This is a genomic window from Turicibacter sp. GALT-G1, from assembly GCF_025594995.1.
In the GTDB taxonomy this organism is placed as follows: domain Bacteria; phylum Bacillota_I; class Bacilli_A; order MOL361; family Turicibacteraceae; genus Turicibacter; species Turicibacter bilis.
Map to the genome: position 1 here is coordinate 18,562 of NZ_JAMQUS010000075.1, position 20,714 is coordinate 39,275.

Here is a 20,714-nt window from a genome sequence, read left to right on the forward strand (position 1 = left end):
ACTCTAAATATACTTATATTATAACCATTAACTATCTCTTCTTCAAACATAATGCACTTTATTTTCCAATCTAATAGTCAGGGATTCACGAAAGTTTAAATCATGAATATATAAATCATGGTTTATTATTGGAATCACCTGTTTACTTTTATCCATTTAAATAATAAGTCACATCATATTTAGGTTTCCTTTTTTATTATAAACATTTACCTTAGAAAAAATCCAACTTCGAAATAAGAAGCTGGACTTACATCTATTTTATTAACTGTTCTCTAATTTCAATTCTTTTAATTCTATTGATTGTGCGTCATGTTTAGCTTGCAGCTTTGGCATCGTTTTAAAGTATGACCATAGTAACCAAACAGTGGCTCCTATCCATGCGAATGGACTAGCCAAACAAACCCCTTGATAACCTAATAATCCTGGTAAAGTAAAGGCGACTAATGTACGCATAATTAATTCCATGACCCCTGCAAACATTGGAACAACGGTATTCCCAATTCCTTGTAATGTAAAACGATACAAGAATAATAATCCTAAAATTGGGAAGAAAATCGAAACAGTGTTTAAATATTGTTGTGATAATGGGAGGGCATCCATATTTTCAGATGGGATAAATAATTGGACGATATAGCTACCAAATAAAACAACGATTACCCCAGCTAAAGCATTTGTAATTAAGGTAATCCATGTACATTGGCGAACTCCTTGACGAACACGTTCAATTTGTCGTGCTCCTAAGTTTTGCGCTGAATATGTTGCCATTGTCATTCCCAGTGCAATCCCTGGTTGAACAACTAACTGCTCCACTTTACTTGCTGCCGTAAAAGCTGCTACTGTTGTTGATCCAAAACTATTCACAGCAACTTGTAAAATCATTACTCCAATCGCTGTAATCGAGTATTGAAGTGCCATTGGTAATGATACAAACATTAGCTCTTTGACAAGTAATGGATCATATTTAAAGTGTTCTTTTTTCAATGCCAAAATGTCAAATTTCTTTAACATGTAGAGATAGCATAAAAAGCCGGATAGTCCTTGTGAGACAACAGTCGCAATGGCAGCTCCAGCTACTCCCATCTTAAAATTAATAATTAAGATAAGGTCTAAAACAATATTGGTAATTGATGCTAAGATTAAAAAATAAAGCGGCGTTTTACTATCTCCAAATGCACGTAATAATGAAGCTAGTAAGTTATAAACAATCGTCGCTACTAATCCCCCAAAGAAAATGATGACATATAACGAGGCCTCGTCCATAATATCGGCTGGCGTATTCATCAACTGTAAAATAGACTTAGCCCCAAGTACACAAATAATCGTTAAAACAACAGTTGCAATAGCCGATAAATAAATCGACGTTGCTGTTGCTTTTTTTATTCCTTCTTCATCATTCGCTCCATATCGTTGAGAAACAATCACTGAGAATCCATGGGTTAATCCATTAACAAATCCTTGTACTAAAAAAATTAACCCGCCTGTTGATCCAACAGCTGCTAAAGCCTGCACCCCCACAAACTGCCCAACAATCGCTGTATCAACCATACTATAAAGTTGTTGAAATAAGTTCCCAATTAAAATAGGAACCGTAAAAGCAAGAATTAACTTTGTTGCATTTCCTTTAGTCATATCCGTCATCATGACATTTATCTCTCCTTTTTAGCGTTAAAATGATTAAACTTTACACTTCAAAATTCCTTATCATCTTATCAGTCCAAGGGATGAGTGTCAATGTGATTTTGTCTTATTTTAAAACTGTCATTTTGACTCAAAAAAAGCGGATACTTTATCCGCTTTTTTATGGTTTTATGGCTTGTTCAAAGTGAAAAATCCCTTCAGGATCATACTTTCTTTTAACTGCTTTTAAAGCTTCTAAATTATCTCCATAATAGTTCTTTTCATAATCACCCGGTTGCACAATCGGGAAGTTAATGAATGATCCTCGTGTATAGGTTGCTAATACATTAAAACGTTCTAATACCCATTCATTATTAATAGCTCGGTACTTTGGATCTTCCCATACCGATTGGAAACCAAGAATAAAGGAAGCATCACGATAATAAAAAGCTGTCTCATCTTTTTCTATATCAGCAATGGCACCACCTAATCCATAGAACGTAATTGCTGTATATAATGAACCTTGTGCACGTTCATCAATTAAATCTAACATGGTTAATAATTCATCGGCACTATAATCACGATGAATAAAACGTCCACCTGAACGGTACATTTCAAACTCTGGATGGCTATCTTGAATCTCACGATTCGCTTGTAAAACAGTCATATAGTAAAAATCAAAATCAGTAGCATCTTGGAATAAGGATAGCAAGTCTTGAGCTTCTTCTTTTGAACCATAGAAAAGTCCTGTTAACTTTACGCCTTTTCCTTTCGTTTCAGAATTATACATCGCCATCTTTAAATTCAAACGACGATCTAAATTTTTAAAGAATCGTTGATAACGAAGCGCGACATCAACCACTTTGGCAAATCCAACGTGTTCATAATCAATATTGATTAATGTTGCCATTTCTATTTTTTCTGGTAAGCGATACGTTAATGACGTCACCACTCCAAAGTTTCCGCCACCGCTACCGCGAAGCGCCCAAAATAAATCTTCATGTTGATTAGCATTTGCCACGATTAATTGCCCTTCTGCAGTAATAACCTCAGCTTCAATTAATTGGTCACAGCCTAATCCAAATAATCGGCTAGAATATCCCCAGCCTCCACCAAGTGTATAGCCAGCAACTCCTACCGTTGGACACCCACCACCTGGAAAAGGATAACCCGCTCCACAAACAGCCTCATACAATTCACGATTACGAACGCCACCTTGAACTTTAACGGTTGTTTCATTTAACTCAATGCGGTTCATACAACTAACATCAATGACTAATAATTGATCCCCTGTTGAATAACCTTCATAATGATGAGTTCCTGAACGAATTCGAAATGGAACTCCGTATTGCTTTGCCCACTTGATTGCCTGAATAACATCTTGATTCTCTTGGCAGTACACAATAACTAATGGGTGTTTCTCAATCGCACGATTCCAAGATAAACAACATTCTTCATAATTAGGACTTTCCTTAGTGACAACGACTCCACTCAATGCATTAAAATCCATATTTAATACCTCTCTTTAACTATGTTATAAGATTCTAATAATCATTACTCTAATTAACGTAATTAAACTTAAAATCTATATACAAACAAAAATAAAATCTACTTTTACTACGGCAACCTAAATATTTGATAGTTATGCCGTGGGTCACCTAGCGATTTCTGAAAGAAATCTATTCCTCCACTGCTAGGGGGTTAACTTTTTGCAATGTAAAAAACTTAGATGAACTTATATATCTTTGTTAAGCATATCATAATCATATTTTTTTCTCCAATTTTATTGTTATTTTTTATCTATTTACCATCTTTTACGCTATAATCTTAGTAAAGATGTCTTAGTAATTATGAGGGGATTGTATGTCACTAAGTTATTCATTTTTAAAATTTAAGGATCAAACATTTGAAGATTTCTATTTATTATATTGTGGACATCAAGAGTGTCCATCTTCTTATTCTTTTGGACCGGCAGTTCGACCTAATTATCTCATTCATTATGTATTGAAAGGAAAAGGCTATTACTATGTGAATGAGCGTAAGTATACGATTGAGGCAAATCAAGGATTTTTAATTCGACCAAAGGAGTTAACATTTTATCAAGCGGATGAAGAGGAGCCATGGACTTATTTATGGATTGGATTTGATGGTAGTAAAGCTGAAACGTATCTAAAATATAGTGGATTGGACGAAAAGACTTATACTTTCTCTTGCAATGATTCTGATTTGTTAAAGTCTTATCTCGATCAAATGATGAGGCACGATACATTGAGCCACTATAATGAATTTTCCTTACAAGGATTATTATTTTTATTCTTTGCTGCTCTTGCCAAATCAGCTGAAATTCCATACGAAGAAGATGTAGAAATTGATAATCTCTATATTAGTAAAGCCATTGAATACATTCAAAAAAATTATCAGAACCCTATTTTAGTTGCAGATATCGCAAATTATGTTTCACTTAGTCGAACCTATTTAACAACCATTTTTCAACAAACGATGCATCTGTCACCTCAACAATTTCTACTTAAATTTCGTATTACGAAAGCTTCCGAATTATTAATGAATACGACTCTTTCAATTAATACTATTGCTCATTCTTGTGGATACACAGACCCACTTGCTTTTTCAAAAACTTTCAAAAAAGTGACTGGCTTAACGCCAACTCAATATCGGAAATCTAATACCGAAAACTATTATAAACGAGATACAGATCCTCACCAAAAAGAAAAGATGTAGAAAGTAAATCCTTCTACATCTTTTTATTATTCCGCTGTTAAAACGTAGATACGTGATTGGTAGTCTCCATTTGTCCCATCGTATGGATTTTTATTTTCACCACATGAACCATCTGATGTAATTAAACCAGCATTCATTAACTCATCACCGTAGTGAGTTGTCTCATTAATTGAAACATGGTATTTAAAGTCAGGATTTAATCCTTGTAATTTCACACGACGGAATCCAACATTCACTTCATTTAGTGGACGATAATATCCAACTAATGCTGTTTTTTGGTCTGGTGAAACCATCATCCAGCATGTTTCATTACCTTCAAACGGACTTACTAAGCGATAGAATGTTCCATTGAAGATTGTTTCCCGGTATTCTTTAAAGAATTTAATTTGTTCTTTTACTTCTTCTTTTTCTACATCTGTTAACTTATTTAAGTCTAACTCATATCCGAATGTTCCAAAGTAAGCGACATTTGCACGCGTCGATAATGGTGCATGACGATATAATTGGTGGTTCGGAATAGCTGACACGTGTGATCCCATACTGCTGATTGGGTATACCATTGATGTTCCGTATTGGATTTTTAAACGTTCAATCGCATCTGTGTCATCACTTGTCCAAGTTTGTGGTGCATAGTATAACATACCTGGATCAAAACGTGACCCTCCGCTTGCACATGATTCAAATAAAATTTCAGGGAATTTTGTCGTTAAACGATCATATAAATCATATACTCCTAAAATATATTTGTGGAATACTTTCCCTTGATCGGCAGCATTAGCTACTGCTGAGAAACATTCTGTAATGTTACGGTTCATATCCCATTTTACATACGAAATTGGAGCTTCCCCTAATACCTTTGCCATGGCTTCATAGATATAGTCTACAACTTCTTGACGTGAAAAATCTAAAACGTATTGGTTACGTCCATGACAGGCACGACGGTTTGGTGTTGTTAAAATCCAATCTGGATGGGCACGATATAAGTCACTATCTTTATTTACCATTTCTGGCTCAAACCATAATCCGAATTTGATCCCTAATTCAGTGACACGATTTGCAAGTCCCGTGATTCCGTTAGGTAACTTTTCAAAATTTTTAACGTACCAGTCACCTAATCCTACTGTATCATCTTCACGGTTACCAAACCATCCATCATCTAAGACGAATAATTCAATCCCTAAATCTTTTGCATCTTTGGCAATTGACACAATTTTATCTTCATTGAAATCGAAATATGTGGCTTCCCAGTTATTCACTAGAATTGGACGCACACGATCTCGCCAATATCCACGGCATAAACGTGTACGATATAACTCATGATAAGTTTGACTCATTCCATTTAAACCATTTTCACTATATACCATGACAACTTCTGGTGTTTGAAACTCTTCACCTTGACTTAGTACCCAGTTAAAACGATTTGGATGTAATCCCATCATTACACGAGTTGTGCCATATGTATGAACTTCTGCTTGTGCTAAGAAGTTTCCACTATAAACTAAGCTAAACCCATAAACTTCTCCATCAAATTCAGTTGTATGTGGACGTTTTAAGGCTAGAAATGGATTATAGTTTGAACTACTAGCTCCACGCATACTATACACAGCTTGGATTCCATGTTCTAATTTACGATTTTTAACATAACGCTCTCTTGACCATGCCCCTGTTAATTCAATCATTTCATAATCATAGTCTGGTAAATCAACAGATGCGCTCATCGCACTTGTTAATGTGATTTGCTCTTCTCCTAAATGTTTGAAGCGGGCATTACGAGTAATAACCGGACGTGTTTCGTAAATAGTATAAGTTAATACTAATTTAGTTTGAATTAGTTCATCTTTTAATGTAACTTCTACTGTTGTTGCTTCTTCATCAACTTCAACATATGTTGCAGGTAATTTATCTGAAAGTCTTGGTTTTCCATTATAAATACAGTGTGAAACATATTCAAAGTTTGTAATGTCACTTCCGTTTTGTTGTAAGATTTCATAGGCAGGATATTTGAAATCACCTGTTCCATAGCAAGGATACTCTTGTTTAATATGCTCCATTGAGAAGCTCATATTTCCTTCGAACGCACAGGCTGATAATGGACGTGGACGTTCTTCTAATAAATGTGCAAATGAGTCATTATGACGAATTTTTTTACCGTAGTATAATTGCCCTAATTGGTGATTTGGTAAGATATTCATGATATAGCTTACTTCATCATTGTATAAATGAAACTCTTTCGTTTGCTCGTTAAATAAAATCGGCATGGTTCCCTCTCCTTATTCTTCATTCATCTAATCTTTCAGATTGTCCTGAACATGCCTTCATTATAAACGAGGAACCGTTTTCTTACCATGTTTAGATGTTATAGATATATGGTTAAATGTATGGTCTTTTATAGTAAAATTTACTTTTTTACACAATTCCAAGCCAATATCTTTAAGAACAAAAAAAGATCCAGTTACAAAAGGTAACCGGATCAAGTTTTTGAGGTTATTAATAATTATTTGAGGGGGTAATTATTAAATACTCTTGAGGGGATAAATTACTGTTTAAAAAAAGTCTTGGCAAGGACTTTATTGTATTGTTTTACAGTTGTCTCTCTGAGACATTTTCATTATCTCACACGACTTTTTTTTAGACAAATAATATGCTTTTTATTTTTTTAAAAAATGTTCTATTGTCGTAATCACTCCAAATTCATCATTGGATGGGGCATTGAAATTACAAATAGCTTTTAAATCTTCATGGGCATTTTCCATAGCATAACTATAATAACAAGTTTGCATCATCTCATAATCATTTAAGTAATCTCCAAAAGCCATTGTCTCATCATAAGAGATATTATATTTCTTTTGGATTAGACGCATGGCTTCACCTTTATTAACCGTCGGATTCATAATATCTACCCATTGATGTCCTGATAGCGAAACTTTAAAGCTATCATTCAAATGTTTAACATGCATGTAAGTATTTATTTGCGCATCCTCTGTATCAAAAATAGCTATTTTACAAATTCTATCTCTCTTTGCAGCTTCAAGTAAATCATCCACACGTTCACAACGAGCATAATACATATCTGCATTTTCATTAAATTCTTCATGAGTATCCTCAATATAAGCTGATTCTACTCCACATAGAATTGGATAAGCATTTTTGATTTGACGAATCATTTCAATCAATTTCACAATATCTTCATATGCCATTGCATCACAGAAAATATTTTCTCCTTTATCAAAGACAAGCGCTCCATTCTCACAAATAAATGTTACTTCATCTTTTACAGACTCGAAATCTTTTAATAACGTATAGTATTGACGTCCACTAGCTACCGCAAATTTAATCTCACGTTCATGTAACTGATCAATTATATTAAACATATGTGGAGGAAACTTCTTTTCACTTGTTAATAATGTTCCATCCATGTCTGTCGCAATTAATTTAATCATTCTTATTCTCTCCTTTTTTATGAATCCTTCTCAATCAAACTGTATATCCTTTCTCTTTATACCATTTTTTTATAACGAATTGTCAATATAAATGCGACAGTTTTTACGATATTTATACATGAAATTAAAGTCTCATGCTATTTTAGAGGGAAAAACACCACAATTTAATCGTGAAATCAAAAAACCTTAGAAATGAATTTCACTTCATCTCTAAGGTTTTAATCTTATTTTTCGTCATCCATTTTTGCTTTCAATAAGATAGATAGTACAGCTTGTTTGACTTCTTCATGAATTGGCATAGCTAGTGTACGTATCATTCGTTCATTGATCGTCAAGTTCTCATCTAAAATTCCGTAGAAATATGGTTCAAACTTTTGTTTATCCGTCATTGGGATCGTTGAATCTTGAACTAGCTCAATAATTGCTTCATTCACATCATGATGATAACCATATAAATCTTCACTTGTGATGAAAACTTCAACTACATCCGTATACGAATAATTTGGTAACTCTACACTTAGTGTTGAAGTGACTTTATCGTAAGAGGCTTCTGCCTTGATGATTTCATCATTGATCTTAACGACAATATCTGCCTCTTGACTCACACCTCTAAATTTTAAACAATATTCACGCTGTGTTGGTAAAACGGATACGTCTCCCGCTACCGGTAAGATGTTAAATGTTAAATCATTTCCTTTTGCATCCACAGCAAACGTTGTAATTGCATAAGCCCCTTGTTCGTATTGACGACTTTCTCCATCATCTTCATATAAGTTAAATGAATTTTGAATTTTTCCAAAAATTAAGATATCCATCTTAGCTGGATTTTCAATGGAATTATCATCATGTTTTGCTAAAGGAATAATCGCTCCTGCTTTCGCAAATACAGGCATCTCCTCTAATTTCCCATACATCGGATAAACATTATTTCCTTTATAAGGCTCTCCTGTAAAGAAGTTAAAGTAATCTCCACTTGGTAACCAAACTTCTGTATAACTACGATTTGTCACATTTGAGCGTTTTGTTAAGTGTGGAGCCACTAATAATTCACTACCAAAGTAATACTCATTTTTATAATCATATGCTTTTTGTTCATGTGGGTGATCGTAATAAAGTGGTGTAACTAATGGAAGACCTTCCTGTTCATTTCGCCAAGCCATTGAATAAAGATACGGCACTAATTGATGACGTAGATTTAAATACTGTTTAGCCGTCTTGAATGCTTCATGAGAATGTTTCCATGGTTCACGGCGATTGAAAATCCCACTTGACGTATGCAGGCGATTAATTGGACTAAAGACTCCATATTGAACCCAACGCGCATAAAGTTCAGAATCATCTAACCCTTGCATATGTCCACCAATATCATGACTCCACCAACCGTAACCTACATTAGCAGCGGTTGCTGTAAAGTATGGCTGATATTGAAGAGATTCCCATGTTACAATCGTATCGCCTGAAAATCCAATGGGATAACGGTGTCCACCAAGACCTGGCCAACGTGAAAAAGTAAAGCCACGTTTAGATTGGTCACGTCCTAAGTCAAGATAATGTAAATGATTTAAAAAGAACAGTGGATCTAACCCTTTCATACTTGAATTTTGACCTTGTTGCCAATCTATCCACCAAAAATCTACCCCATCAGCTTCCATTGGTTGATGAACTTTATCAAAGTAAGCTTTCATAAACTTTGGACTTGAAATATCAAACTGAACGGCTTGTTCTTCCTCAACATTCACGCCCATAAATTCAGCCACATCTTTATAACAATCTTCATGGCCTCGAATTCCATCAGCTGGATGTAAATTAAGAGACGTTTTTAACTTTTTATCATGTAATTGTTTTAAAAATTGCGTTGGGTTTTTAAATAAGTCACGATTCCATGAATAACCGGTCCAGCCACTTCCGTATTTCGGATCAATGGCAACTTGATGCCAATCCATGTCAATAATACAAACCGACAATGGAATTTCCTCCGTTTCAAAGCGAGTCATTAATTTTAATAACTCTTCATCAGAATAACGCCAATAACGACTCCACCAGTTTCCAAGTGCAAAACGTGGAATTAAAGGCGTTTTTCCTGAAACTTTGGCATAATCTTTTAGACATCCTTTAAAATCTGTTCCGTATCCAAAGAAATAACAATCAACTCCTGATGCGGTGCGTGGCTGTAGCCAACCTGATTCGTTAAAAACAAGTGATTTTGAATCATCAATAATAACATAACCATCTCTTGACATTAACCCTTTTTCAAGTTGTAACATCCCGTTCACTTCATCTAATGTTCGAGCCGTTCCTTTTAAATTTTGACCTTCTTCCGTTCCATAACGCCAAATTTTACATGAATATTTTAACTCAATTGATAAAGTATCCACGCTAAAAGGTTGATTTTTCACATATCGTAAACGTAAATGTTCAGTTGATGCTTCAATGATATCTTCTGTTTCTTTAATCTTTAATGCTGGTACCTCTTGTTCACGATACCAAAACGCTTGACTGGCATGATCTTCAAAACATCCATTCTCCTCATATTCTAATCGAATTAAACGCGAGGTTAAAAAAGAAATTCGATATCGCTCTCCTTCGATGACCGCCCCTGAATTTGCCATCGGTTTAAACGTCACTTTAAACTGCTCACTAATGTACTGTTCCATTTTTACTCTCCATTCTTCATATTCAATCTCTCTCATTTAACGGCTAATACCGCCATCCCTCAAATAAATCGTTGTAGTAATAAGTCGTCACATCATCTATTTTTTATCGTTCATTAACTAATCGAATTGCAATATTTTTCTTCAATATTCCATAAAGATATTTATCAATGATGATGATTATATCAACGACTTAAGATAATAAATCCTTCTTTAAATCTTAATTTATTTATCCCCTCCGATTTCATCCTAATTAAAGTTTAATACTATACCTAATAATACCAGTTAGATCAACTTTTGAAAATAGCGCTTTCCAAAAAAATTTCCACTTAACATCTAACTTATATTATTGAGTTACAGTAGCTTTAAAAGTATTTTCTAACAATAAAAAGACATGGATGCTCGCCCTCATTCATTATCAACTAAATGAAAGGGGGGAACATCCATGTCTTAACCTCATCTTAACTTATGAAAGATAGATACAATTACTCATAAAAAATAAAATAATAATAAACTGCTTTAGGAAACTATCAACTAAAACAACTGTAAAAAGTAACGCGATGAGATGCTTTGAGTTCAATGAGTTCGTTTACAATAAATTAACATATAAAACTAAAGCTTATTTTTCTAGAGAGCTTCTTAAGAAATATAGAACTTTATCATAGTAAACCACCTGTGCAGTAAAAACATCAACAATATCCCAATATTTATTTTCATCGGCATAAGTAATAATATTATTTGTAAATGCTTTTAAATACTCAAGATTCGAAATTGTAATAGTAATCGCTTCTTGGCTAGAATAAGTACGCTTTGAGTCAATGCTATTTAAACGAGTATGGGAAGTAGCCTCTTGTAATGTTCCTTCGGGCAATGCTTCTTGAAAACGGATTTGTTCAGCGGTAATATCAATATACTCAAAAATTTGATTATAAACATCGCCCAAATAAGGATGTAAATAGATAAAACCTTCAGCAATTAAGTTCCAGTGAAGAATATGAACATTTCGCTCTGCCACAGTTAAATCTTGTAACAGTTGATTCAGTGCACGATAAAGATTTTGATCCATTTTAAATCCCTCCATCTAATCAATTAAATAACCCAATTTATCTTATGTTTAAAAGTAAATTTGGTGATTCTCAATACATTTACCCAGTTAAATGAGGGGGTTTTTTATGTGTTACACTTAATATTACAATCTGTCTTATAAAAAAAGCTATTTTGATTGTTATAATCAAAATAGCTTTCTATTTCTACTGAACTTCACGAAGTAGATGTTCGAATGTAATCTCATCAGATTGATATCCCATAACCGCTTTAAAAAAAGCTTCATTATCCTCTAGTACCCAAATTCCGTCTTGTTTATGAAGTGTTAGCTCAATATCTTGGCTGACATATTCTTTTTTAATCGATGGATCATCAATTAAATTAACTAATAAACTAATCTCAAAGTCGTCAATCTGTGCAGTTGACTGTAAATTTTGATCTTGCACAGGTTTCAATGTTTGTTTAACTAAACTAGCTTGATAATCATTAAGCATATGATCCAAATTAATATTACTTATTTGTAGAGAAACGATTGCTGTATCTCCATCAATATGACTCTCTAAAATTTTATAGTTCATGTTTGGTAACACTTTATTTAAAAGAACTGTTTCGACTGATGAATCAGTAGATAATCTAATCGCAACATTTTCTGAATCATAATGTAATGATTTATAATTATCCAATAACTCCATTACATTTCTTTGTGGAAGATAATTTTGATAAGTAGTAGTAAATAAAACAAACAATACTGCTGGTACAATAATAGCACTAATAAGTCGCACTTTTTTTTCCATATAATCTACCTCCTCAAACGGTACCTTATTAGAATTACCAACTTATCTACTTATATTCCAAATACTAAAAATATGTTATGCTTTTCCCCCTAACAAATTCTAAGAAAAATAAAAAAAGACTAGCACCCTTTAAGATAACTATATACAAACAGAAATGTTTTCTACGTTTAATACAGCAACCGAAATATGGGATGATCATGCCGTTCAAGGCAGACTATAGTCCAGCTAAAAGTTTTTACGATGTAAAAAACTTATCTGGACTTATATAGTCTATATAAATTATTTATCTTCACGAAGTAAATAAGCATTCCCATCTTGATCTTTAAATGAGAACATTTTACCATATGGCATGACTTGTAATTCGCCAACTTCTACTCCATTTTCTTTCATTTGATCATAAGCTTTTTCAATCTCTTGAGTGCTTAAAATAACATTTGGATGTCCTACATTAGCAGTTGGGTTTTGTTTTTGCATTAATTCTTTTTCATAAATAATGAATGATGTAACTGCTCCTTCGTTTGGACGAACTTCCATCCATTTAAAATTAGGTCCCATTGGTTGTTCATGACAAACGAATCCCATTTTCTCTGTCCAAAATTGCTTTGCTTCTTCTTGATTGCTTACATAGATTGTAACTTTTCCAATACAATTAATCATTATACTAACCTCCATCATTTGGAATATCTATTATTTTACCACATCCTTTTTAGAAATCCCAAACATGTGTTCTAGTCTTTGAAATTTAATTGTATCGAGTAGTGATCTTCTCCTATAATGGTTTGTTCAAAAATTGAAGTCGCATTTTCTTTGTAATCCGCCGGATCAGTCATAGCAGCGCCAAAGTGTGTCAGTAATAGTTGATCAACTTCCGCTTTTTTAGCTAAAGTTGCCGCTTCTTCAAAAGTCATATGCTTATTTTTAATGGCTTTATCAATATCTGTTAAACTTCCATATGTTCCTTCACAAATGAATAAGTCACTTTTTTGGATAAAAGGAATAATTTGATTAATTGGACGAGTATCAGTAACTACTGTCACTTGAATGCCTTTTCGTTGTTTACCTAGCACCATCTCTTTAACGTAGGTTACTCCCTCATATTCAATTATATCTTCGCCCTGTTGAAGTCGATTCCATAATAAACGAGGGACTTGATTCATTATTGCTTTCTCCACATCAAACTTTGGCCGTCTTTTAATATGAATTTTATATGCTAAGCATGGGGAAGAATGCTCCACCTCTAACGTTTCAATGACAACTTGTCCCTTCAATTCATCAGTTAATCCTTCAATAAGAGTTCGAGGATTCTCAATCACGATGATTTCATAAGGTAAATATTTAGCAATAACTCTCGCTGCTGCAACAGCTTCTTTAATTCCCTCTGGTCCAATAATATATAATAGTTGTTGACGACCACTATTTCCAATCGTACCCAATATCCCAGGAAGACCAATTATATGATCACCATGAATATGCGTAATACAAATAATATCTATTGATTTAAAACCACTATTAATTTCTCGCATTGATACTTGTGTACCTTCTCCACAGTCAATTAAAATCTTTCTTCCTTTATATTGAAGCAATATTGCTGATAAATATCGAGTTGGTAAAGGCATTCCTCCTCCACAGCCTAACAGTGTCACCTCAAGCATAGTCGCCCTCCAAAATCAATCTAAAAGTTGTTAATCATATATAGTTTCTCCTTTAAAATAAAAAAAATCCGTTTAATTCCCACATTAAACGGATTTTTAGATTCAACCAACGTACCCCTACGATGATTTAAATTTTATAAAAAGAATGAGAACAATCTCTACCCATATATAACTTATTTAAAATTCCCACCTTTTAAATAAGTCTACTTATCTAAGCTATTTACTCCCAAATTAAATAACTCAGAATTAGTCCCTGTGTACATTACCCTTTGTACATGTCTATAATACTATATAACTATAGTAAAAGAAACAAAAAAAATATCACATAAGTATGTGATATTTTGTGATATTTTTAAGAGGCAAAGAAATTATATAAAAAAAGATATTCTTCTCTTCGAAGGGATGATAACCCTTCAAATCTTTTATACATACTTGTCTTTAGCTCATATAACATTGATTCTGGAAACTTATCAATATCTACTAAGGACTTTAACTCAATAAACAATTCTTTAACTTGATGGATTTGATTTAGTTTGCAATATAAATCTAATTGTTCATCTATCCATAATAGCTTCGTACGAAGACTTTCTGACATCAGAATAGTCTCTTTCGTTTCACTATAATATTTTTGTGCTTCTTCATACTGACCTATTTCAAAGTAAATACGACCAATTAATAAAGTTGTTATGGCCTTATCTAATTGTTTAGGCCGCAACGGTAATGCTTTTTGCAAAGCCTCCAATGCTTTCTCATATTTTTGAGACTCAAGATAATTCCATCCTAAACTATGATACACATAATGAGAGAAACTAGGAAATTGATTTAGTATATCAGAATCTAATAACTCATATAAGTATTTTCTTGATTTTTCTGCACCTTCTAAACGTCTCATACATAACTCTTTAACAATCAAAGTTCCTACATATCGACCTTCTTTTAAATTATCTTTATTCTTCAATAACTCATTAACAACTTCAAGTCCTAATCGATACTCTTTCATACGATGATATGTTAGCGCTAAATAAATTTGTGCATCGCAAACTAACAGAGAATCAGGCGATAATTCTTTAGCTACTAAGAAGGCTAAACTTAAGACCAATACAGCTTCGTCATATTTTCCAATCTTTCTTAGACGCCTTCCAAATTCAAAATATAAAGACGATGGATTTAATTTAAACTTCCTCGAATTACCAATGGCACGACGATAATGATATGCCATCATTGAATAATCTTGGGCTTTAAAATAATATTCACCCATTCGCTCATCAATAAATATCATATACTCGCCTAATGAATATTTTTCAACAATTAGCATAAGTTCTTCATACCTTTGGGGTAATGTTTCTGAATTCAATTGTTGATCTAACCAACGGCTAACTTGTAGTTCAATAGGTAAACAAAATTCTTCAAAGGTATAAAAAGATTCTATTTCACCGTTCGTTAAATTGATGAAAGCATCATAGATATCCCTTAGCGTCTGCTCTGGTGCTTGACGCTTATTTGTTTCAATCATGCTCAAATAATGTTGCGTAATCCCAAAATTACGAAAGCTCCCCTGTTTCAAATTAAATTGTTGTCTAGCTTGACGTATTTTTTCTCCAACTGTTAAGAACAACGAATTCACTCCTAAACTATTTAATTTTTCACTAGGTCGTTTCTATATCATTAATAAAAATAACATACTTTCTAAATTTTTACCAACAATTATTCTTATATTTCCCCTTTATTAGACCATATAATCATTAAAATTAAAAACTATAATAATTACTATTTACTCTTTATAAAAAAGATTCATCATTTTAAGATGAATCTTTTTGGTTAGTTTTGACCCTGTCCAGCAGCTTGAGCATATTTTTGTTTAACTTGATCAATTTGTTGTTGCTCAGCAGATTGTGTCGGATACCAACCCTTTTGTGCCATTAAGTTATAAATTTCATTTTGCATACATAATGTATCATTTAAAACTTTTTCGAATGTTGAATGAACATTTAATGTTGATGACTCAATTGTTCCGTGTAAATAAAGGTCAGCTGCACCCTTTACGACTAAAAGTACATCTTCCATTAAATCACGATCGTTCATACTAATCCCTCCTTACTGATTTAATAGTTGATAAAATTGATCAAAGATCATTTTATGTTTATTAGCTAAACGCTCTACTACTACTTTTAACTCTTCATCTTGAATTTGAGTCGCACATTGACGACATTTTTTCTCCATATGCTGAGCATGTCCTAACGCATCTTGAATATATAAAAGTTCTTTTGGACTCATTGTTTCACCTCCTCATGGATTATCTTTAGTATTTATCAAATAACTCTAGTTATACGCGATAAAATCATTGTCTTTCAATAACACCTTAGATTCTCCTCGCATAACATAAAATATAAGTATCTTTAATTTTTAACAATCGTAATAAGGAGGAAATTTATATGTTATCGTCTGATCAATCAAATCACAATCAAGCAATTAATAATTTGATTGCCTCTATCGCTTTACAAGAATCCTTTTTTTCAGATGTCATTTACAATGAATCACAACGATTAAATAATATCGTTAATTCCCAGGGGATAACCCCAGATGAGTTATACAATGCAAAACTTTGCTTAGATGAGATTTCTCAAGCAATTTCGGGACTTGAACGAATTTTACAAGCTAAAATCGAATTTTTTGAATCAGAATTTTCACAATGAAAAAAACCTCCAATATGGAGGTTTTATTATTTAAAAATATGCTTTTCTTTTAACTTCGCCACTGAATGAATTAATGACTCTTTTGTCTTAACCTCGATTAAAACACTTGCCTGATTTTCACTCGCTATTTGTAATTTTTCATTTAAATCAACTTCTCCTGTATAAAGTTCTAAGTGATCATTTCTCTCTTTTGCGTCATGAAGATGAATATGCTTAATAGATGAACGATGATTTAACATAAATTCTCGATCCGCGTGTGATGAAATATAATCATGACCCACATCCCATGTTAAACAAAAACGCCCGCTTTTAAGCAATTGATTGACAGCTGTTTGAATGTGAGGCCGATGTAACAAACCGGTATTCTCAATTGAGATATGAACGCCTGTTCCCCCTAGCCAAATATCAATCAATTCTAGACTAGATTTAATATTTGATAAATATTGCTGTTGATATTTACCGTATAACTCAATTTTTTCTGTTGGAAGTGTAAAATGAACGCCTGGATTCATATGAATATTTAAAATTTTACATCCTAAGCGATCAGCAACCCCAATCGCCTCCTCTAAAACTTTCAAATGGGCTTCACGGACATGACGATTAAAATGTCCTAAGTCTAAATCTTCAGGTAAATGCAAAGTAAACTTGATCCCATACTGATCTTTCAATAAGTTTAGATAATGAACATTCATCGTTTCAGGTTGGCACGATGGTAAATTACAATTTAACTCAATAAAATCAAGCCCCAACTGTGAGCAAAGTCGAACATTTTCTTCAACCGAGTTTAACTCGATGAGTTGGGGCATACCATAACTCACCCTTTGCATAAGATAGCTCCCCTCCTTTATACCTCCTTAATAGGGTACTTTATCTTCTTTTTGATACCAAATTTTAAAAGCTTCTAGCGCTTCATCTCTTAATAATTCTTCAAGAATAATAGGTGGTTCAGTTAGTGATTTATTTTTTAAATAATGATAAATAAATTCATCTGCGAATCCTATTTCTTTCGCGTCATGAACATTACATCCGTAATAGACCTTTTTAATTCCTGCCCACATAATAGCAGATAAACACATCGGACAGGGCTCTGATGAGGTCACTAAAATACAATCACTTAAATCAAATCTTTGTAGTTTTTGTGAAGCTTGACGAATCGCATTGATTTCAGCATGTGCCGTTGGATCATTTGTTGTTATGACCGTATTATGAGCGACTGCTATCAGTTCGCCATCTTTTAAAATAACGGCACCAAATGGACCTCCTTCACCTTTATTAACGCCGTTCACCGCCTCTTGAATACATAATCTCATAATATTTTTCATCATTTTCTCTGTTCCTTTGATACATAGACATCTATATTTATCGAAAGTTGTCACTAGTAGCCCTTTAAAAGTTAACGATTCACTTATTCAGCTCATTTAAAAGAGTTTATTTCCCTTTCGTCAATCATCAAGGAACAGCCCCTCCCCTCTCTTTGTTATCTTATATAATGAAAATAAAGCTCCATTATTTTCAATCCCATCAAATCTTCCAATATCTATCACTGTATTTATTGCCCTATATTAAATATATACACATAACTCCAATTTTAGACTAACCAAATCAAATAAAAAAAGGCTGTGAATAGATTCTCTATTCACAGCCTTTAAGCTAATGAGTTAAAAATTATAATTTAACGATGTTAGCTGCTTGAGGTCCACGGTCACCTTCAACGATTTCGAAAGAAACTTTTTGACCTTCTTCTAAAGTTTTGAATCCTTCACCTTGGATAGCTGAGAAGTGAGCGAATACATCGTTTCCACCTTCAACAGTGATGAATCCGAAACCTTTTTCTGAGTTAAACCATTTTACTGTACCTGTAGTCATAGTCAAGTACCTCCTGAGATATTTTATTTCTTAATGCCATATTTCAAAAAATTTCAATCAATGTTCGAGTTCAACACTACCACAGTGGTTCAAATTTAAATAAAAAAAGACTATTAAGTTAAATTAATTGTATCATACACAGAAAAAATAAGCAATCTAAAAAGATTTCCTCAACAATAAAGCGACCGTCATTTTTCGACAACGGTCGCTTTTAATTAATCTCTTATCCACTTTATATATTCTATATATTATATGTCCATTCAACTGATTGGTACCTATAACACTCACAAGCTTAATCTTAAGATTGCCCTGATTCTTGTTGATCTAACTCTTTAAACGTTGCTCTTAAAAGAATAGTTGACATCAGTAAAGTAATTAGATCACTAATAGGTTGAGCAAAGAAAATCCCTTCTACTCCAAAGAAAATTGGTAATATAATAATAAATGGAACTAAAGCAATCACTTGTCTTACAAGCGTTAAAATAATAGAAGGTTTAGCTTTTCCAATCGCTTGGAAAAAGGTGATGCATAAGAGCACAAATCCCACAATCGGAATCAAACTAAAGTTCACTCTCAAGGCTGTTACCCCTAAAGACATTAAATCTTCATTTTGTCCACCACCAAATAAATAAACAAGCTGAGATGGGAACAGTTGAACCAGTATCCAAATAATCGTTGTAATAACGATGGAAATTAAGCACCCTGTTTTCATCATATATTTGACACGAGGATATAATTTAGCTCCATAACAACATCCTAGAATCGGTTGCATCCCTTGACTTAGTCCACTCGCTGGCATAAGAACGAAAGTCATAATACTTGAGATAATCGCGTAAACAGAAATGGCTAAATCTCCGCCATACTTTCCAAGATACACATTATAAATTAAACTAATGAATCCAAAGGCAAACTGTGCAATGAATAAAGCAACCCCTAATTTCGTAATTTCTTGAATGATTGACGGATCTAATTTAAAATCATTTTTTTTCGGCTTTAAAATCGTCTTTCTTCCAAAGATGACCCATAATCCAATTAAAGTCGAGATAACTTGTCCAATGACCGTTGCTAATGCAGCGCCTTGAACACCCCATCCAAAACCAATAACGAAAATCGCATCTAGAATAATATTAACAATCGCGCCACTTCCAGTAATCAATAAGGCTAAAAAAACTTTTCCTGAAACACGAGTAAAATCATTCAATACAAATGTTAATCCTTGAAAAACAGACCCAAAGACAACAATGTCATAGTATTGTTTAGCCATTGGGTACACAACATCACTTGCACCAAGTAGTCGTAAAAATTTTTGACCTATTAAAAGTAATAAAACAGTCACAACTAATTCTAAGATTAACACATAGCTAAAGGCATTTCCAAATGCTCGATTTGCCCCTTCCATATCTTTTTCTCCAAGTTTTAAAGCAAACAATGTTCCACCACCGGCACTTGCTAAAAGTCCAATTCCAATCATAATAAAAGTTATCGGAAAACAAACTGATAAGGCGGCTAAACCTAAATCTCCAACATAATTTCCAACAAACATTCGATCGACAATGTTATAAATCGCACTAATCAATAATGCAATAATAGCTGGTGTAGAATAAGTCATAATAAGAGGAAATGCTTTACTTTCCTCCATCGGATTATTCATTACCTTCATTTTTATTTCTCCCCAAATTTAATTGAAGCTTGCTTCATTTCTTTTGATATTTCCTTCATGGTTTCAATCGTTAATTGACAACGTTCAGCTCCAACCTTCTCAATCAATTGATCCAAGTGCTGATGATAATTCATCACATAATGTGTCAATGTCTCCTTCCCTCTTTCCGTTAAGTCAACTTGAACAATACGTTTGTCTTTTAGAGATGGACATTTAGTTACCATGTTCATTTCCTGAAGCTCATTCACCAATTTCGTAATATTAGGTGAACTAATCTTTAATCGCTTACTTATATCAGTTACTTTGACTTCCTCCTGAGTGACTTTTAACTTTTCAATCATTTGTAAAACTTGCAAATGACTTTTTCGAAGAGTTCCTGGTAACGTTGGTAAATACTCAACAATTTTTTTAGCTTCGAAAAACATATCAACTAAATCACTGATTAACTGTTCATTTCTCATCAAGTTTCTCCTATTTTATTTAATCTAAATATATATGTAACATATATATTTTATATAATTAATTACTAGATTTGTCAATTTCAAAGATTTTTGTCAT

The 20,714-nt window shown here is 33.2% G+C and carries 19 protein-coding genes; 2 read left to right on the forward strand and 17 right to left on the reverse strand.

Annotated elements, in window-relative coordinates:
* Positions 1-261: 261 nt before the first annotated feature.
* Together NEH74_RS12145 and NEH74_RS12150 are read right to left on the reverse strand one after the other, a co-directional pair.
* Positions 262-1,641 (reverse strand): MATE family efflux transporter, encoded by a 1,380-nt coding sequence (locus NEH74_RS12145; RefSeq protein ID WP_055305425.1) that lies wholly within the window; start codon positions 1,639-1,641, stop codon positions 262-264.
* Positions 1,642-1,798: 157 nt separating this feature from the next.
* Positions 1,799-3,127 carry an FAD-binding oxidoreductase gene (locus tag NEH74_RS12150; RefSeq protein ID WP_262941416.1) on the reverse strand — a complete coding sequence of 443 codons (1,329 nt, stop codon included), beginning with the start codon at positions 3,125-3,127 and terminating at the stop codon, positions 1,799-1,801.
* Between the two features lie 353 nt (positions 3,128-3,480).
* Here NEH74_RS12150 and NEH74_RS12155 point away from each other — a divergent pair, with 353 nt between their 5' ends.
* Positions 3,481-4,356, forward strand: a complete 876-nt coding sequence (locus NEH74_RS12155; protein WP_055305427.1) for an AraC family transcriptional regulator — start codon at positions 3,481-3,483, stop codon at positions 4,354-4,356.
* 26 nt (positions 4,357-4,382) lie between these two features.
* Here NEH74_RS12155 and NEH74_RS12160 read toward each other — a convergent pair whose 3' ends face one another.
* From NEH74_RS12160 to NEH74_RS12205, 10 genes are all read right to left on the reverse strand, one after another.
* The gene (locus tag NEH74_RS12160; RefSeq protein WP_055277393.1) at positions 4,383-6,614 is read right to left on the reverse strand and encodes an alpha-galactosidase; all 2,232 of its coding nucleotides are present in this window, start codon (positions 6,612-6,614) and stop codon (positions 4,383-4,385) included.
* A 390-nt stretch (positions 6,615-7,004) separates the two neighbouring features.
* Positions 7,005-7,796, reverse strand: coding sequence for an HAD family hydrolase (locus NEH74_RS12165; protein WP_070099787.1), 792 nt, complete (start codon positions 7,794-7,796; stop codon positions 7,005-7,007).
* Positions 7,797-8,020: 224 nt separating this feature from the next.
* The gene (locus NEH74_RS12170) at positions 8,021-10,450 is read right to left on the reverse strand and encodes a glycoside hydrolase family 31 protein (protein WP_055305428.1); all 2,430 of its coding nucleotides are present in this window, start codon (positions 10,448-10,450) and stop codon (positions 8,021-8,023) included.
* 616 nt (positions 10,451-11,066) lie between these two features.
* A complete protein-coding gene (locus tag NEH74_RS12175; protein WP_055241829.1) occupies positions 11,067-11,513 on the reverse strand; it encodes a Dps family protein in 447 nt (148 codons plus the stop codon).
* Between the two features lie 184 nt (positions 11,514-11,697).
* Positions 11,698-12,285, reverse strand: coding sequence for a hypothetical protein (locus tag NEH74_RS12180; protein WP_055241831.1), 588 nt, complete (start codon positions 12,283-12,285; stop codon positions 11,698-11,700).
* A gap of 279 nt (positions 12,286-12,564) precedes the next feature.
* Entirely contained in the window at positions 12,565-12,942 is a 378-nt protein-coding gene (locus NEH74_RS12185) for a VOC family protein (protein WP_055305429.1), read from the reverse strand.
* Between the two features lie 71 nt (positions 12,943-13,013).
* Positions 13,014-13,937, reverse strand: a complete 924-nt coding sequence (locus NEH74_RS12190) for a ribonuclease Z (protein ID WP_055305430.1) — start codon at positions 13,935-13,937, stop codon at positions 13,014-13,016.
* Positions 13,938-14,289: 352 nt separating this feature from the next.
* Entirely contained in the window at positions 14,290-15,552 is a 1,263-nt protein-coding gene (locus NEH74_RS12195; RefSeq protein WP_055305431.1) for a tetratricopeptide repeat protein, read from the reverse strand.
* A 203-nt stretch (positions 15,553-15,755) separates the two neighbouring features.
* On the reverse strand, positions 15,756-16,019 hold the full coding sequence (locus tag NEH74_RS12200) for a spore coat protein (RefSeq protein WP_055241839.1): 264 nt from the start codon (positions 16,017-16,019) through the stop codon (positions 15,756-15,758).
* A gap of 12 nt (positions 16,020-16,031) precedes the next feature.
* Complete coding sequence (locus tag NEH74_RS12205) at positions 16,032-16,211, reverse strand: hypothetical protein (protein WP_055277181.1); 180 nt, start codon at positions 16,209-16,211, stop codon at positions 16,032-16,034.
* 158 nt (positions 16,212-16,369) lie between these two features.
* Between NEH74_RS12205 and NEH74_RS12210 the strand changes: the two genes are divergently transcribed.
* Complete coding sequence (locus tag NEH74_RS12210; RefSeq protein WP_055277182.1) at positions 16,370-16,630, forward strand: hypothetical protein; 261 nt, start codon at positions 16,370-16,372, stop codon at positions 16,628-16,630.
* Positions 16,631-16,656: 26 nt separating this feature from the next.
* On the opposite strand, the gene NEH74_RS12215 is transcribed toward NEH74_RS12210, so the two are convergent.
* The 5 genes from NEH74_RS12215 to NEH74_RS12235 form a co-directional block, all read right to left on the reverse strand.
* Entirely contained in the window at positions 16,657-17,457 is an 801-nt protein-coding gene (locus NEH74_RS12215; RefSeq protein ID WP_055305432.1) for a sugar phosphate isomerase/epimerase family protein, read from the reverse strand.
* Between the two features lie 27 nt (positions 17,458-17,484).
* Positions 17,485-17,955, reverse strand: coding sequence for a nucleoside deaminase (locus NEH74_RS12220; protein WP_172676269.1), 471 nt, complete (start codon positions 17,953-17,955; stop codon positions 17,485-17,487).
* Between the two features lie 340 nt (positions 17,956-18,295).
* On the reverse strand, positions 18,296-18,496 hold the full coding sequence (locus NEH74_RS12225) for a cold-shock protein (protein WP_055241847.1): 201 nt from the start codon (positions 18,494-18,496) through the stop codon (positions 18,296-18,298).
* Positions 18,497-18,794: 298 nt separating this feature from the next.
* On the reverse strand, positions 18,795-20,156 hold the full coding sequence (locus NEH74_RS12230; protein WP_055305433.1) for an MATE family efflux transporter: 1,362 nt from the start codon (positions 20,154-20,156) through the stop codon (positions 18,795-18,797).
* Positions 20,157-20,158: 2 nt separating this feature from the next.
* Entirely contained in the window at positions 20,159-20,617 is a 459-nt protein-coding gene (locus NEH74_RS12235) for a MarR family winged helix-turn-helix transcriptional regulator (RefSeq protein WP_055305434.1), read from the reverse strand.
* Between the last annotated feature and the right edge of the window lie 97 nt (positions 20,618-20,714).